At 64.3% G+C, this 14,851-nt stretch carries 11 protein-coding genes and 2 pseudogenes; 2 read left to right on the forward strand and 11 right to left on the reverse strand.

Annotated features, from left to right (window positions below; genetic code table 11):
- The 9 genes and pseudogenes from PPL01S_RS22520 to PPL01S_RS22560 all read right to left on the reverse strand — a co-directional run.
- Positions 1-730 (reverse strand): SDR family NAD(P)-dependent oxidoreductase (locus PPL01S_RS22520; RefSeq protein WP_042156725.1); only part of this gene is annotated, 730 nt, incomplete at its 3' end.
- A gap of 13 nt (positions 731-743) precedes the next feature.
- A complete protein-coding gene (locus PPL01S_RS22525; RefSeq protein WP_016395457.1) occupies positions 744-2,198 on the reverse strand; it encodes an efflux transporter outer membrane subunit in 1,455 nt (484 codons plus the stop codon).
- Positions 2,195-3,256, reverse strand: coding sequence for an HlyD family secretion protein (locus tag PPL01S_RS22530; RefSeq protein WP_028626168.1), 1,062 nt, complete (start codon positions 3,254-3,256; stop codon positions 2,195-2,197). The genes PPL01S_RS22525 and PPL01S_RS22530 overlap by 4 nt, the downstream gene beginning before the upstream one ends.
- A gap of 29 nt (positions 3,257-3,285) precedes the next feature.
- A pseudogene (locus tag PPL01S_RS22535) lies at positions 3,286-4,468 on the reverse strand (MFS transporter).
- A gap of 197 nt (positions 4,469-4,665) precedes the next feature.
- Positions 4,666-4,938 (reverse strand): annotated as a pseudogene (locus tag PPL01S_RS22540) (type 2 periplasmic-binding domain-containing protein); the annotation flags it as partial.
- Between the two features lie 349 nt (positions 4,939-5,287).
- Positions 5,288-6,157: an efflux RND transporter periplasmic adaptor subunit gene (locus PPL01S_RS22545; RefSeq protein WP_028626169.1), complete on the reverse strand. Its 870-nt coding sequence runs from the start codon at positions 6,155-6,157 to the stop codon at positions 5,288-5,290.
- A gap of 10 nt (positions 6,158-6,167) precedes the next feature.
- Positions 6,168-6,368 (reverse strand): DUF1656 domain-containing protein, encoded by a 201-nt coding sequence (locus PPL01S_RS22550; RefSeq protein WP_008097766.1) that lies wholly within the window; start codon positions 6,366-6,368, stop codon positions 6,168-6,170.
- Between the two features lie 4 nt (positions 6,369-6,372).
- Positions 6,373-8,550, reverse strand: a complete 2,178-nt coding sequence (locus PPL01S_RS22555) for an FUSC family protein (RefSeq protein ID WP_028626170.1) — start codon at positions 8,548-8,550, stop codon at positions 6,373-6,375.
- A complete protein-coding gene (locus PPL01S_RS22560) occupies positions 8,547-10,076 on the reverse strand; it encodes an efflux transporter outer membrane subunit (protein WP_016395451.1) in 1,530 nt (509 codons plus the stop codon). The genes PPL01S_RS22555 and PPL01S_RS22560 overlap by 4 nt, the downstream gene beginning before the upstream one ends.
- Before the next feature lie 193 nt (positions 10,077-10,269).
- On the opposite strand from PPL01S_RS22560, the gene PPL01S_RS22565 reads away from it, so the two are divergent.
- Complete coding sequence (locus PPL01S_RS22565) at positions 10,270-11,217, forward strand: LysR family transcriptional regulator (protein WP_016395450.1); 948 nt, start codon at positions 10,270-10,272, stop codon at positions 11,215-11,217.
- A gap of 79 nt (positions 11,218-11,296) precedes the next feature.
- Positions 11,297-12,271: a 2-hydroxyacid dehydrogenase gene (locus tag PPL01S_RS22570; protein WP_028626171.1), complete on the forward strand. Its 975-nt coding sequence runs from the start codon at positions 11,297-11,299 to the stop codon at positions 12,269-12,271.
- A 62-nt stretch (positions 12,272-12,333) separates the two neighbouring features.
- Here the strand turns inward: PPL01S_RS22570 and PPL01S_RS22575 are convergent, their stop codons facing one another.
- A complete protein-coding gene (locus tag PPL01S_RS22575) occupies positions 12,334-13,842 on the reverse strand; it encodes a glucosyltransferase domain-containing protein (RefSeq protein WP_016395448.1) in 1,509 nt (502 codons plus the stop codon).
- 95 nt (positions 13,843-13,937) lie between these two features.
- On the reverse strand, positions 13,938-14,837 hold the full coding sequence (locus tag PPL01S_RS22580; protein ID WP_016395447.1) for a DMT family transporter: 900 nt from the start codon (positions 14,835-14,837) through the stop codon (positions 13,938-13,940).
- Positions 14,838-14,851: the final 14 nt, after the last annotated feature.

The raw sequence follows: 14,851 nt of genomic DNA on the forward strand, positions 1-14,851 counted from the left end.
GCACCGACGCCAGGTACACCACCATGCTGGCCACCTCCTCCACCGTCGCCAATCGTTTGATCAGCGAGCTCGGCCGGTGCTCGGCGACGAAGTTGGCTTCCAGTTCATCGGTACTGACTCCCTGCTCCTGCGCCATCTTGGCAAAGAAGTCGCCCACCCCTTCCGAACGCGTAGGCCCCGGCAACACCGAATTCACGGTCACCCCGGTCCCTGCCAGCGTTTCCGCCAGACCACGGGACACCGCCAGCAGCGCCGTCTTGCTCATGCCGTAGTGCACCATCTCGGTAGGAATCTGCAGCCCCGACTCACTGGACAGGAAGATCACCCGCCCCCACTTGCGCTCGGCCATGCCCTGGGCGTAATGCCGCGACAGGCGCACGGCGCTCAGCACGTTGACGTCGAAGAAGCGCTGCCAGTCGGCATCCTCGATCTCGAAGAACGGCTTGGGCTCGAAGATGCCGAGGTTGTTGACCAGAATGTCGGTATGCGGCACCTGGTCGAACAGCTTCTGCGCACCCTCGGCTGTACTCAGGTCGGCGGCGATGCCGATGACCCGGGCCTGCCCCAAGCGCTCGCGCACGGCACTGAGGGCCTCGTCGACACGCGCCTGGGTACGGCCATTGAGCACCACTTCGGCACCGGCCTCGGCCAGGCCGATGGCGATGGCCAGGCCGATGCCAGCGGTGGAGCCGCTGACGATGGCGCGCTTGCCATTCAAGGAAATATGCATCTGTGCTTCCTCTCTAGCTATGAGAATTTCCCGGCTGCTCATCGAACGCCTGCCAACCACCGCCCAGGGCCTTGTACAGCCCCACCAGCGCTTGCGACACCGCCGCCGAACTGTCGATCCACTGCTCTTCGCTGGCCAGCAACGCCCCCTGCACACTCAGCACATTGAGAAAGTCCACCGCTCCCTCCACGTACTGGCGCTGGGCCGTTTCCAGGGCGATACGGTTCTGCCGCACCGCTTCGGCCAGGTGGTCGCGACGCAACTGGCTGGCGTTGTAAAGGCGTAGCACATCGTCGATTTCGTGCCAGGCGCCGAGCACCACCTTGCGGTAGTTCAGTGCCGCTTCCTGTTGCTGCGCTTCACGCAGCTCCAGCGTGCCGGACAGCCGCCCACCCTCGAAGATCGGCAGCGACAGCTGCGGGCCGAAGGCGAAGCGGCGCGAATCCCAGGCACCGAAGTCCGACAGCTGCATGGCCTGGAAACCGACGCTGCCCGACAGACGGATGCTCGGGTAGAAGTCGGCCTTGGCCACGCCGATGCTGGCAGTGGCGGCATGTAGGCGTGATTCGGCCTGGCGGATATCCGGCCGGCGCTCGGCCAGCTCGGACGGCACGCCGATGGCGAACGACTGCTGCGGCGCGGGCAGCTCGCCGCCCTGCAGCAGTTCGGCCTGCAGGCTGCGCGGTGGCTCGGCGGCCAGCAGGCTGAGGGCGTTGATCAGATCGTCTCGTCTGGCTTCCAGGCTCGGCAGGCGCGCTTCGATGGAGGCCACCTGGGCGCTGGCCTGGGCCACGTCCAGACGGGTGGCGACACCTTCGGCCTGACGGTCTTCGGAGAGTTTCAGGCTGTGCCGGGCAACCTTCAGGTTGTCGCGGTTCACGTCCAGGGTGTGCTGCACAGCGCGCAGCTGGATGTAGTTGCCGGCCGTTTCCGCGAGCAGCGCCAGCAGCACACCGCGGCGGTCGTTCTCGGCCACTTCGACGCTGGCATCGGCGGCTTCCACCTGGCGCCGCACGCGCCCCCAGAGGTCCAGCTCCCAGCCGGCGACCAGGTCGCCCTGCCAGAGGTTGAAGGCCGATCGACCTGCGTTGCCTGAAGGGTCGCTCAGGCCTTCGCCACTGTTGCGGGCGCGGCTGTAGCCAAGGTTGGCGTCCACCGCCGGTGTTTCATCGGCAGCCACCGTGCTGCGCAGGGCACGGCTTTGCAGCAGCCGGGCGCTGGCGATCTGCAAGTCGAGGTTGTTATCGGCCACGCGCTGGATCAGCGCGCTCAGACGGGCGTCATGGAAGCTGTCCCACCAGCGCAGTTGCAGCGTTTCGGCGCGGGGCTGGCTAGCCGCGGCTTCGCCTTGCAGTGGCGCCCACTGGGCCGGCGCCTGGCTGTCGGGGCGCTGGAAATCCGGCCCGAGGGTGCAGCCGGCCAGCAGCCCGGCCAGCAACAATGGGCTCAAGCGTACTGTGGGCTTCATCGGGCACTTACCTGCTTGCCGGCGAGCGGGTCGCCGTGGGTATCGATCGTCGCTTCCACCGACATGCCCACGCGCAGGCGCTCGAGCAGCGGCTGGCCGTCATCGAAGACGATCTTCACCGGAATGCGCTGCACCACCTTGGTGAAGTTGCCGGTGGCGTTGTCCGGTTTGACCGCGGCGAAGGTCACGCCCGTGGCCGGGGCGATGCTTTCGACGTGGCCGCTGAGGGTTTCACCGGAGAACGTGTCGACGCTGATGCTCACCGGTTGACCTGGCTGCACATGGGTCAGCTGAGTTTCCTGGAAGTTGCCGACCACGTAGGCATGCTGCAGCGGCACCACCGACAGCAGGCGTGCCCCCGGGTTGACGTAAGCACCCACGCGCAGCGCACGCTCGCCGACCATGCCGTCGACCGGTGCGGTGATGCGGGTGTAGGACAGGTCCAGCCGGACCTTTTCCAAACCCGCTTCGGCACGTTTGAAGTGGCCGTCGGCGCTGGCGACCTGGGCGCTGAGAATATCCACCTGCTTGCGCGCCGCCACCAGCGCCGCCTGGGCATTGGCCAACCGCGCACGGGCCTGGTCGAACCGACTGCGCGCCTGCTGGGCGTTCTGCACGGTGCCGGCGCCCTGCTCGGCCAGGCGGCTGTAGCGGTTGACCTCGTGGTCGGCGAACGCCGCTTCGGCCTGAGTCGCCTTGACCGCCGCCTCGGCCTGGGCGATCAGGGCCGCCTGGCGCTCGAGGGTGGCGCGGGCATCGGCGCTCTGCGCCTTCGCCACCAGCAGCTGGGCCTGAGCGGCATCCACGGCGGCCTGGTAGTCCCGAGCATCGATGGTTGCCAGCAGCTGGCCGGCCTGGACCTGCTGGTTGTCTTCGACCAGCACCTCCTTGATGAAGCCCGCGACCTTGGGGGCCACTACCGTGTAGTCGGCGATCACGTAGGCATCATTGGTGCTCTGGCGCAGGTTGCGGCCGAACATCCAGGGGCCGACGATGCCGGCCAGCACGGCAACGGCGAGCACCGAGCCGATCACGATTGTCTTGCGCTTGTGGGTCATTTTTCAGCGTCTCGGAATTCATCCACGGATCAAGCCACCGCTCGCGGCGGGTAGACCCGGGTAGGCACGAAAGGAATCAGGCAGATCAGCACCACGGCGATGCAGGCCATGACCAGGTAAAGGTCGGCCGAGGTCAACACCAGCGCCTGGTCGTGGAGACGCCGGGCAAGGCCTTCGGCGTTGTCGTCGACCAGCGGGGCGTTGCCCAGGCTGTCCACCAGGTGGTTGGAATGAAAGTGCCGGCGCAGGGTGCCGAGGGCATCCAGCAGGCCACCGGCGATGACTGCGGCCAGGCCTTTGACGGTGTTGAACCAACTCGAGGCGAACGGGCCTTCCTGCGGGGTCATGCCGTTGGTGGAAAGCATCAGCAGCGGCAGCACAGCCATTGGCTGGCCGAATACCTGCAGCAGGTAGAACGGGTAGAAGTCGCCGCGGATCCACTCGGAGGTCAGCAGGCTGCTGCCCACGCACGACACCGCCAGCATCGCCAGCCCAGAGGCCAGCACCCAGCGGCAGTCCGAGGACGATGTTGCTGATGGCCGGCAGCCCGAGCAGCACTCCGCGCCAGTCGAACTGCTTGAAGCGCTCCAGGCGCAGAGGGTCCTGCGGCAGGCCCCAGCCGACACAGAACATGGCCAGCGCCGAGGGCAGGATGATCTGCCAGAACGCCCACTGCCAGCCGACATATTCTGTCCACAGACCGGCCAGCGGCGTGCCAAGGTTCGGGCCGAAGGTGGCAGTGAGGGCATAACAGGCCAGCCCGTAGACCTTGATGCCCGGCGGCAGGAAGCGCAGCGCCACGCTCATCAGCATCGGCGGCAAGGCACCCGAGGCGAAGCCCTGGAGAATGCGCAGCAGCATCAGGCTGTGCAGGTTGGGTGCGAACGGTTGCAGCAGGCCGAGCATGGCGAACAAGCCGACCGCACTCAGGGTGAAGCGGCGCAGGGAAAACGTGGTGGCCAGCCAAGGCGCGAAGGCCATGGCCGAGACCGAGGCGGCGCTATACACCGCCAGCAGCCAGGCGCCTTCATCGGCGCCGATGCCCATGGCCCCACGAATGTCGGCCAGGGAAATCTTGGTCACCGACTCGTTGAGGCCGGCGCACAGCACCGCCAGCAACACGCCGAACAGCCCGACCACCACCCGCAGGCCGAAGGCCGTCGGCACAGGCGCAGCGGCGATCGCGGCAGAGGGGGCGGACAGGGAACTCATGGACAGACATCTCCAGCAACAAATTTGCGACTGGAGCAAGTCTAAGAAGGTCGAATGCTGACGAAAACTGACTTCTCGGTAGTTTCAAGTTGCGTCAGACGCAATCCGCGCCGGCAAGCCGGCTCCCACAAGGGGTCGCACCACCCTGCTTTTTCATGTGGGAGCCGGCTTGCCGGCGATAGGGCCCAGACAGGCGATCAAGGATCGACGCTGCAACACGCCTTCAAGGTCTGGCGCAGCCAGCGGTGCGCGGGATCATTGTGAAACCGCGGGTGCCAGGCCTGTAGCACCGTCACCCGCTCGAGCGGCACCGGGATCTCGAACGAGCGCAGCGGCAGCCCGAGCTTGTGCACGCTGTTGAGGATGTTCGCCGGCATCGGCAGGATCAGGTCCGAATCGGGCAGCGAGAACAGTGCCGAGTGAAAGCTCGGGGTAATCAGTGCCACCCGCCGCTGGACCCTTCGATCAGCGCGAAGGTGATTGATCAGGTTGCGGTGCCGGTGTTGGTGGGGATGGCCTAGGGCCTGTCGCGAGAGTTGTAGTGCGATCGAGATCGAGCGCCGCCCGCGCGGCGCATCGCGGGCAAGCCCGCTCCTACATTCGTTGCAACGTGCCACGGTCTGTCGGGCCATGGTTGTCCGCCTTTGGCGCTCGGAGAGATATCGCGTCGACCGCTTGCGCCAACACAAAAATCGCGTCGTACCCACAAGGCAGGCAACCATGGCCTATCAGGCATAGGCACGTTGCAACAAATGTAGGAGCGGGCTTGCCCGCGATGCGCCGCGCGGGCGGCGCTCGATCTCAAAGGCGCCAGAAATGCTACGACGCCCCCCCCTCACTCGGCTTCACCACCACCGTGCACGTCGTCCCCGCCGCCAGCAGATACCCTTCCGGCACCTCATCGATATGAATCCGCACCGGCACCCGCTGCGCCAGTCGCACCCAGTTGAAGGTCGGGTTCACGTCGGCGATCAGCTCGCGGCTCTGTGGGTTGTCGCGGTCATAGATACCCCGGGCGATGCTCTCCACATGGCCCTTGATCCGCTCGCCGCTCATCATCTGCAACTCGGCTACATCACCCACCTTCACATGCGGCAGCTTGGTCTCCTCGAAGAACCCGTACACCCAGAACGAGTTCTCGTCGACCACCGCCATCACTGCCTCGCCAGTGCGCGCATAGTCACCCTTGTGGATGTTCAGGTTGGTCACGTAACCATCCACCGTGGCGACGATATGGGTACGCTTGAGGTTCAGCTCGGCCGCCGCCAGCGCGGCCTGGGCCTGCTGGTAGTCGGCCTGGGCGGAGTTGGCGATGTTGCTGGCGTCATCACGGTTTTCCCTGGAGATCACCAGATTGTCCATGTCGGCACGGCGCTTGGCGTTGACCTTGCGCATCTCCCAGGTGGCCTTGCGCGAAGCGACCAGGGCCTTGGCCTGGTCGACGGCCAGCTGGTAATGCTCGGGGTCGATCTGGATCAGCAGGTCGCCCTTCTTCACCCGCTGGTTGTCCTTGACCGGGACGTCCACCACATAGCCAGGCACGTCGGCGGCGACATTGATGATGTCGGCGCGCACGCGGCCGTCGCGGGTCCACGGCGTGGTCATGTAGTGCAACCACAACTGGCGACCGATCACCACGGCAGCGGCCAGCACCAGCAGGGTGGCGATCAGGCTGAAGAACTTTTTCATCGAAGGATTCTCACCAGTAGAGCGACAGCGCCAGGGCGCCGAACAGGCAGACGAACAGCGACAGGCGCAGCAGCGCCGGGTGCCAGAAGAAGCGGTAGCCATCATGGCTGGCGATGAACCGGTCCAGGCCCCAGGCCAGGCCCAGGGCGAACAGGAACATCAGGGTCATGGTGGGCATGTACACGCCATGGAAGGCGATTTCTCGGGGCATGAATTCATGGAACATCGTGCAATCCTTTCGCCGGTGCCAACGGCGACTGTGGGTCGAGCAGGGAAGAACGGATGAAGTGCAGGTAGCTCTGCGCACGGCGCAGCACCGAGGTGTCGAAGTGCCGGGCGAAAGGTTCGTCGGTGGCTTGCACGCGGCTGATGGCATGGTCCACCGCCACCAAGGCACGCTCGTGGTTGCTGGCGCTGGGCTGCAGGAACAGCCGCGCCAGGGCGCGACCCATGACGCGGATAGCCTGGCGCCACGGCTGCGACTCGGCGTAGGCCGGGTGCACCGGCGCACGGGCCTGCTCCTTGCGCAGCTCGATGATGGCGTGGCCGATCTCCAGCACGGTGAACATCCAGCCCATCAGTTCGCTCTGTACCTTGGGCTTGCCGGCCGCCAGGCCATAGGCCTGGTGCAGCAGGTCGCGGGTGCGGCTTTCAAAGGCCGAACCCAGGCCGCGCAGGCGCCCGCTGATGGCGAACAGCACCTGCTCGCGCAGTTCCTGTTCCAGGCGGCTCCACAGCCAGCGGCTGTTGGGCGGCAGGATGATCGCCCCGGCCGCGGCGCAGACGAACATGCCGATGACCATGCCGATGTAATCGTTGATGAAGCTGTACGGGTCGTAGACGGTGAGGTTGTTGGGCACCGTGCCGATGGCGAAGAACACCAGCAGGCCTAGGCCATAACCGGCATATGCCGGGCGTGAGGCCAGGAAGGCACCCAACACGAACACCGGTGCCAGTACCATGCACAGCAGCGGGAAACCGTCGATCCAGGGGAACACGAAGAAGGTTTCGAAGAAGCCGACGAAGGCGCCGATCGCCGTGCCGCAGGCCATCTGGAACGACATGCGCTTGGGGTTCGGCGAGGCGGCCGACAGGCCCACGGTGACGGTGGCGATCAGGGTCATCATGGCGCCGCTGGGCCAGTCGCTGAGCAGCCAGTAGCTGCCCAGCAGCAACAGCACTGCCGATGCGCGCACCCCGGCAGCCAGCGATACCAGCCAGCTGGTCTGGGCGACATAGGGCTCGTCCCACTGCTCGCGTTCATGGGTGTGCGCAGCCAGCGAGGCGTGGGTCTCGGCGTAGCTGAGCATCTCGTCGACGAAGCGGTACAGCAACTCGAATGCGGTGTGGAAGTCGAGCAGGTCGGATTCGCTGGGGTTGGTCTGCAGGTACTCGGCGCGCAGGCCGCGGACCTGGGCTTGCAGGCCGTCTTTATAGGCCGCCAGCTCGAGCGTCAGGCGCAGCGCGTCGGCGTCGGTCAAGGCACGGCCAACGTAGGGCTCAAGCAGATCGACCAAGGTGTTCAGGCCCGGCTCGATGGCACCGACGATCTGCAGCGGGCCCCGAGCGCGCAGGCGCTCGAGCAACCGGTGCAAGGCATTGAAACGCGTGGTGATGGCCATGAACTCGCTGTTCATGCGCACCAGCCTGCCCGAGCGCCGGCGCATGTGCGGGTCTTCGAACGCGGTGACATTGCGCAGGCTTTCCAGGCCCACTGCCTCGGCGACAAAGCGCACGTTGCTGGTCTCGAAGCGGTCGCGCTGACTGTCGCCGCGCAAGGCCTCGACGACCACTCCGGCGAACACGCCGAAGCGCTGGTACAAGGCATTGCGCATGGCCGCGCTGGCCGACTGCGGCAGGATCGCGGCGCTGACGAAGGTCGACACGAGAATGCCCAGGGCGATCTCCAGCACCCGCCATACCGCCGCCATGAAGGCCTGGTCGGGGTGCTGCAGCACCGGCAAGCCGATCATCGCCGCGGTGTAGCCGGCCAACACGAAGGCGTAGGCGCGGAAGGTGCGATAACGCATGGCGCCGGCCGAGCAGAGGCCGACCCACACGGCCAGGCTGGGCAGGAACAGCTCGGTGTTCTGCGGGAAGATGGCGATCAGCGCGACCATCATCGCCGAACCGGCCAAGGTGCCCAGCACCCGGTAGAAACTCTTGGCGAACACATGGCCGCTCTGCGGCTGCATGACGATGAACACGGTGATCATCGCCGTGCGCGGTTGCGGCAGTTCCAGGCGCATGGCCAGCCACAGGGTGATGAACGCGGCGGCCAGCACCTTGAAGATGTAGACCCAGGTCACCCCGTCGGTGCGCGCCCAGGCAAAGAAACCTCGGCGCCATTCCAGGCTGTGCAGCCAGCGCAGGGGCAGGCTCGATGTGCTCATTCGGCGTGGTCCGCCTTGTGGTCGAGGATGGCCAGGGTGGCCGGGGTCTTCGGCGCGGCCTGGCGCTCTTCCTCAGGCACGTCCTGGCCAGCCTGCAGGCCACCACCCAGGGCGGTCACAAGCTCGGCATGGGCGATCAGGCGGGCGGCCTGGACTTGCTGCTGCACCTGCTGCTGACGGAACAGCAAGGTCTGCGCGTTGAGCACGTTGAGGTAGTCGGTCAGGCCGCGCTGAAAGGCGACCAGGGCGATGCCGTAGGTCTTTTGCGCAGCCGCCACCGACTCGGCGGCGAAGTGCGACTGCGCCTTCATCGACTCGCGCCGGATCAGCTGGTCGGAGATGTTCTTCAGCGCGCCAACCACGGTCTGGTTGTACTGCGCCACGGCCATGTCGTAGCCCGCCGAGGCCACGCCCAGTTGCGATCGCAGGCGACCACCGTCGAAGATCGGCAAGCTGATGGCGGGGCCTACGTTGTAGTTGAACTTGCGCCCGGTGAGAAATTCCAGCGCCCCACCGCCCGTGGCCATGAAGCCCAGGCTGCCGACCAGGTCGACGTTGGGGAAGAAGCCAGCGTGGGCGACATCGATGCCACGGGCCTGGGCGGCCACCTGCCAGCGGCTGGCGACCACGTCCGGGCGCTGGCCGACCAGCGCCGCCGGCAAGGCCGACGGCAGCTTCAGCGGGGCGCCCAGGGTCAGGGTCGGGCGCTGGAGTTGCGCGCCCTCCCCCGGCCCTTTGCCGGCCAGTGCGGCCAGCTGGTTGCGGGTCAGGGCGATTTCTTCGTCGAGGCTGTCGAGCTGGCGATGGGTTTCGGGCAGCGGCGCTTCGGCCTGGCTGACCTCGAAATGGGTGCCGATGCCGCCGTCGAGGCGGCGCTTGGCCAGGGCCAGGATCTGCTCCTGCTGTTCGAGCTCGGCCTTGACGATATCGCGCTGGGCAAAGTGCAGGCTCAGCTGGATGTAGGCGCGCACCACGTTGTTCTGCAGCTCCAGCTGCGCCTGGCGGGCCTCGGCCACGCTCATGTGCGCCTGGTCCACGGCCTGTTCGCTGGCGTTGCGCTCGCGGCCCCAGAGGTCGAGGGCGTAGCTGAAGCCGATGGCGGCGTTGTTGTCCCAGGTATTGGCACCCGACAGCGCGCCCGGCCCGTAGAACTGGTCTTCCGGCCAGTTGTGGCGCTTGAGGCTCGCCTGGCCATTGACCTGGAGCTTTTCCGCCGACTCGACCACGCCGGCCATGGCCTTGGCTTCGCGCACCCGCGCCGCCGCCATGGCAAGGCTCGGGCTACCGGTCACGGCCAGGGTCAGCCAACGGTCCAGCTGCGGGTCGCCATAGGCATGCCACCACTGCTGGTTGGGCCAGTGGGCGTCGGTCGCGGCTTCACGGATGGCCGCGTCGGGGGTCAGGGTATTGGCTGGCAGCGCTTTGTTCTGCGGGGCGATGCCCCAGGTTCCGATACAGCCGCTCAAGGTAAGGCTAAGGGCACAGGCACTGAACGCTTGGAGCGTTCTGATGATGCGACGCGGCACAGCTGCGATTTCCCGAGGAAGAGGTGGAGGGGCCGGGCAATTCTAGGGGGCCGCCGCACTGGCGATAAGCGCACATTCCTGCGAATCTTTGTTACCGAAACAGCGATAATCCGGCTTTGGTCGAAGGCAACTTTTCGTTCTTTTGAAGTAACTTCGTGACACAATTTTGTCCTCTACCTTGGAAGAGTGACCCATGGACACCCTGCAAAACATGCGTGCTTTCAGTTGCGTAGCCCAGCTCGGCAGTTTCACTGCCGCCGCCGCGCAACTGGATACGACCACCGCGAACGTGTCGCGGGCGGTCTCCAACCTGGAAGCCCATCTGCAAACCCGGCTGCTCAACCGCACCACCCGGCGCATCGCCCTGACCGAGGCAGGCAAGCGTTACCTGATGCGCTGCGAACAGATTCTTACCTATGTGGAAGAGGCCGAGGCCGAGGCCAGCGACGCCCATGCCCGGCCTGCCGGGCAGCTGAAGGTGCATTCGATGACCGGCGTGGGCCAGCACTTCGTGGTCGATGCCATCGCCCGCTACCGCGAGTCGCACCCGGATGTGACCTTCGACCTGACCATGGCCAACCGCGTCCCCGACCTGCTCGACGAGGGTTATGACGTGTCCATCGTGCTGGCCACCGAGCTGCCCGACTCCGGCTTCGTGTCGCAGCGCCTGGGCATCACCTACAGCATCGTCTGCGCTTCGCCCGACTATGTGGCCCGGCATGGCTTCGCGCACAAGCCGGTCGATCTGCTGCAGCATGCCTGCCTGCGCATGGTCAGCCCGGTGATTCCACTGGAGAAGTGGTTGTTCGACGGCCCCGAAGGCCAGGAACTGGTCAACATCACCAGCTCGCCGTTCCAGGTCAACTCGGCCGATGCGATGAAGACGGCCATTCGCAGCGGCATGGGCATGGGTGTGCTGCCGATCTATTCGGCGATCGACGGCTTGCGTGATGGCAGCCTGGTGCGGGTGATGCCGGACTACCGGCTGCAGGAGCTGAACCTGTACGCGATCTACCCGTCGCGCCAGTACCTCGATGCCAAGATCAAGACCTGGGTCGAGTACCTGCGCAACTCGCTGCCGGAAATACTCGCAGCGCATGAAGCGGACCTGAAAACCCATGAGCTGCTGATCGCCAACTGAAAAAGCTGCTGCGCGGCGGTGGTGGACAATGGTAGGTTGCTAAGCAATCACACCGACCCACCGCCCTGAGAAGTTGCCGATGAAAAAGACCGTCCTGGCCTTCAGCCGCATCACGCCGGCCATGGCCGAGCGCCTGCAGCAAGACTTCAACGTGATCCTGCCGAACCCGAAACTCGGCGACATCAATGCCCAGTTCAACGAAGCCCTGCCCGAGGCCCATGGCCTGATCGGCGTTGGCCGCAAGCTGGGCCGCGCGCAGCTCGAAGGTGCGGCCAAGCTAGAAGTGGTGTCCAGCGTCTCGGTCGGCTACGACAACTACGACCTGGACTACTTCAACGAGCGCGGCATCGCCCTGACCAACACGCCCGACGTGCTGACCGAGAGCACCGCGGACCTGGGCTTCTCGCTGATCATGGGGTGTGCCCGGCGCACCGCCGAGCTGGATGCCTGGACCAAGGCCGGCCACTGGCAAGCGACCGTCGGCCCGGCCCACTTCGGCACTGACGTGCACGGCAAGACCCTGGGTATCGTCGGCCTGGGCAACATCGGTGCGGCCATCGCCCGCCGCGGCCGCTTCGGTTTCAACATGCAGGTGCTGTATGCGGGCAACAGCCGCAAGCCGGCGCTGGAGCAGGAACTTGGCGCGCAATACCGCAGCCTTGAGCAACTGCTTGGCGAAGCCGACTTCGTCTGCATCGTGGTGCCGCTGTCCGACGCTACGCGCAAACTGATCGGCGCGCGCGAGCTGAAGTTGATGAAACCCAGTGCATTCCTGATCAACATTGCCCGTGGGCCGGTGGTGGACGAAGCAGCGCTGGTCGAGGCGCTGCAGAACGGCACGATTCGTGGGGCCGGCCTGGATGTGTACGAGAAAGAACCGCTGAGCGAGTCGCCGCTGTTCGCATTGCCCAATGCACTGACCTTGCCGCATATCGGCTCGGCGACTGCCGAAACCCGCGAGGCCATGGCCAACCGGGCGATGGACAACCTGCGTGCGGCGCTGCTCGGTGAGCGGCCGCGGGACCTGGTGAATCCGCAGGTGTGGAAGGGCTAAAGCATGACCTGACGTTAAGGCTGCTCCTATTTGTCGAGCCGGTACGGGAGCGGCCATAGCCTCTATTGCTTGCTGCTCTCCACTCTGCGCGGGTCTTTGACCAGTATGTAAGCTGCATCGCCAACCATATGTATGTGGTAATACTTACTGCGGACCAAGGGAACAGGGCTTGTGCGGATTACCTGCTCTCGGTCAAGGGGAGTTCGCTCGGAAAAGGTATGAAAATCGTCCAGACCTACTCGCGGAAGCATCTCCGGCAACAACAAATAACTAAAGCTGAACACATTTTCAATGGCTGGGAACGCCTTCAACGTTCCGCGTGCTGCCGGTAGCCAGGCATTACTCAGCCAATAATCCAAAAGGTAATAGTGCTGAGCAGAGGCGAGTTCGGGTGTAGATGAAACATCGTGAGCAAGTGAGTATGTAACTGCTTGCTGCAGTTCTTTGTAAAGCACCAGATAGCGGCCGTACGCAAAAGAAAATGCCAACATGAAAAGTAGCGGCAGCGCCATTACCATTAACCGCACTCGCGGCATGGAGGCAAGCGCGCGATGCACCAGAAATAGCAGAAGCACCAGCAACACCCCTAGACCCATGTATACACGCAGCCCCCCTTCAAATACCCCAAGAAGCAATAGGAAGCCTGGAATACTCAAGACAACCAGCGGAATAGGGACCAACAACGCAATCGAGAGACAAATATGTTGCCCCCTGGAAAACGGCCGCTGCCACAGCCTTGTCAGCTCGGACCTGAGGGCAAGTAACGCCACAAACAACAGAGAAAGGATCATCCATTCGGTTCTCGACGTGACCAACAGGCCCAAACTTCCGGCAACCCCCTCTAGACGCTGATAGATTTGCGTAAACCATTGCCCGTCAAAAGCGAGAATATCTTGGCGGTTCCTTGCGTCCTTGATCATCCAAACCCCGGCGAGGTAATACAGCACACAGCCGCCGATGAGTTGGCCGAGGCGCTTGACTGCATGGGATGAGGCCTGCCGAAGTGAAGCACCATTGATGACCTGACGCATCAGTTCCACTGCACACAGTCCGGCGAAGACATTAAAGCTGACCTGATAAAAACCAGCCCCCGCGACCACCAGCAAAGTTCCGAGCACCCAGTCTCGCGCGCGAGCTACCCCAAGACAAAGCGCCCATACGCAAGCGGTCAAAGAAAGCGCCATAGAGGCACTATCGTATTGATATGTCAGATTCTGGAGAAAAAACGGTTGGAACCATAGTGGCAAGACCACCATCAGTGCGCTGATATCCGGTACGTTGAACCAGAACCGGACCAGACGAGCAAAACCATCGGCCGTAACCACGATTGCCAGCAGCAACGGCAGTGGATAAAGATCAGGAGCTCCTGGCCCAAATCCGAGCCCGGCAAACAGGGCGGCAGCGAGTGGTCGCCCGAGAGTCACCCAGTCATTTGCAGCTAGCTGCTGGCGCCAGTAGTCGTCCAGGTAAGGAAGATCTGCCAGCAGCAGTGGCATTACGTGAATACACAGCAGTGCAGAGAAGATCAGCCACAACTGCCCCTGGGTAAGCTGCCGACTCAATGGGTACATTCATATCTACTCTGATCATCACCTCGCCCCATTATTCAACATTGTTTCCAGTTGTATAACTGACACTTTTGGCAGTAGCCCCCGAGCCAAAAACACTATATGTCCGATACTGTTGCGGTGTGCCTTGCTTTCGGCTTACGGAATACCAAGACATTCCCTGCCATCACCGCCACCAGCCCGAGCAACGCCGGTGCCGTCCATTGATACCCTTCGGCAACCGTCGACACATTCAGCGCCACCAACGGGAACAGCACCGTGCAATAGGCCGCGCGCTCCGGCCCCATGCGCCCGACCAGGGTCAGGTACGCGGTAAAGCCGATCACCGATCCCGGAATGACCAGGTACAGCAGCGAGCCTATGTAACGCGTGTTCCATTCCATGGCGAATGGAACGCCAGTGACCAGGCAATACCCAGCAAGCATTGCCGCGCCATAGACCATGCCCCAGGCGTTGGTGGTCATTGGTTTGAGCTCGGCCCTCTGCTGCATGCTCGAGAGCATGTTGCCGGCCGAGAAACACAGCGTGCCGAGCAGCGCCAGCCCCAGGCCGAAGAGGGTCTCGCGGCTGGCCGCATGGTGTGCCAGTTCGGGCCAGAACAGCAGGCCCAGGCCCAGCAAGCCGAGCGCCCCGCCGCCGAGTACGTTGCTGGCGATCCTCTGGCCGAAGAACACCCGTGCGTTCAGCGCGTTCCACAGCGTCGCGGTGGAGAACACCACGGCGATCAGGCCACTGGCGATCCACTGGCTGGCCGTGAGAAAGCACATGAAGTTGACGCAGAACAGGCAGAAACCCTGGGCCAGGCAGATCAGGTGGCCGCGCCGGTTCATCGGCTGCAGGCGGCGCGTGAGCAGGAGGATGGCGAACAGGATCAGCCCGGCCAGGGCGAAACGGTAGACGATCGACACCGGGATGGCGACCACACCCAGTTGCAGCTTGAGGGCGATCCAGGTGGTGCCCCAGATCAGGACGGTGAGCAGGTACAGGGACAGGTTCATGGGTGGAGCTCCTT

It is taken from the genome of Pseudomonas plecoglossicida NBRC 103162 = DSM 15088 (genome assembly GCF_000730665.1).
GTDB lineage: Bacteria > Pseudomonadota > Gammaproteobacteria > Pseudomonadales > Pseudomonadaceae > Aquipseudomonas > Aquipseudomonas plecoglossicida.

Bases quoted from the DNA above. Each gene is read 5' to 3' on its own strand.
- PPL01S_RS22525 (WP_016395457.1), bottom strand. From the start codon at position 2,198: ATGAAGCCCACAGTACGCTTGAGCCCATTGTTGCTGGCCGGGCTGCTG.
- PPL01S_RS22530 (WP_028626168.1), bottom strand. From the start codon at position 3,256: ATGACCCACAAGCGCAAGACAATCGTGATCGGCTCGGTGCTCGCCGTT.
- PPL01S_RS22545 (WP_028626169.1), bottom strand. From the start codon at position 6,157: ATGAAAAAGTTCTTCAGCCTGATCGCCACCCTGCTGGTGCTGGCCGCT.
- PPL01S_RS22550 (WP_008097766.1), bottom strand. From the start codon at position 6,368: ATGCCCCGAGAAATCGCCTTCCATGGCGTGTACATGCCCACCATGACC.
- PPL01S_RS22555 (WP_028626170.1), bottom strand. From the start codon at position 8,550: ATGAGCACATCGAGCCTGCCCCTGCGCTGGCTGCACAGCCTGGAATGG.
- PPL01S_RS22565 (WP_016395450.1), top strand. From the start codon at position 10,270: ATGGACACCCTGCAAAACATGCGTGCTTTCAGTTGCGTAGCCCAGCTC.
- PPL01S_RS22570 (WP_028626171.1), top strand. From the start codon at position 11,297: ATGAAAAAGACCGTCCTGGCCTTCAGCCGCATCACGCCGGCCATGGCC.
- PPL01S_RS22575 (WP_016395448.1), bottom strand. From the start codon at position 13,842: ATGTACCCATTGAGTCGGCAGCTTACCCAGGGGCAGTTGTGGCTGATC.
- PPL01S_RS22580 (WP_016395447.1), bottom strand. From the start codon at position 14,837: ATGAACCTGTCCCTGTACCTGCTCACCGTCCTGATCTGGGGCACCACC.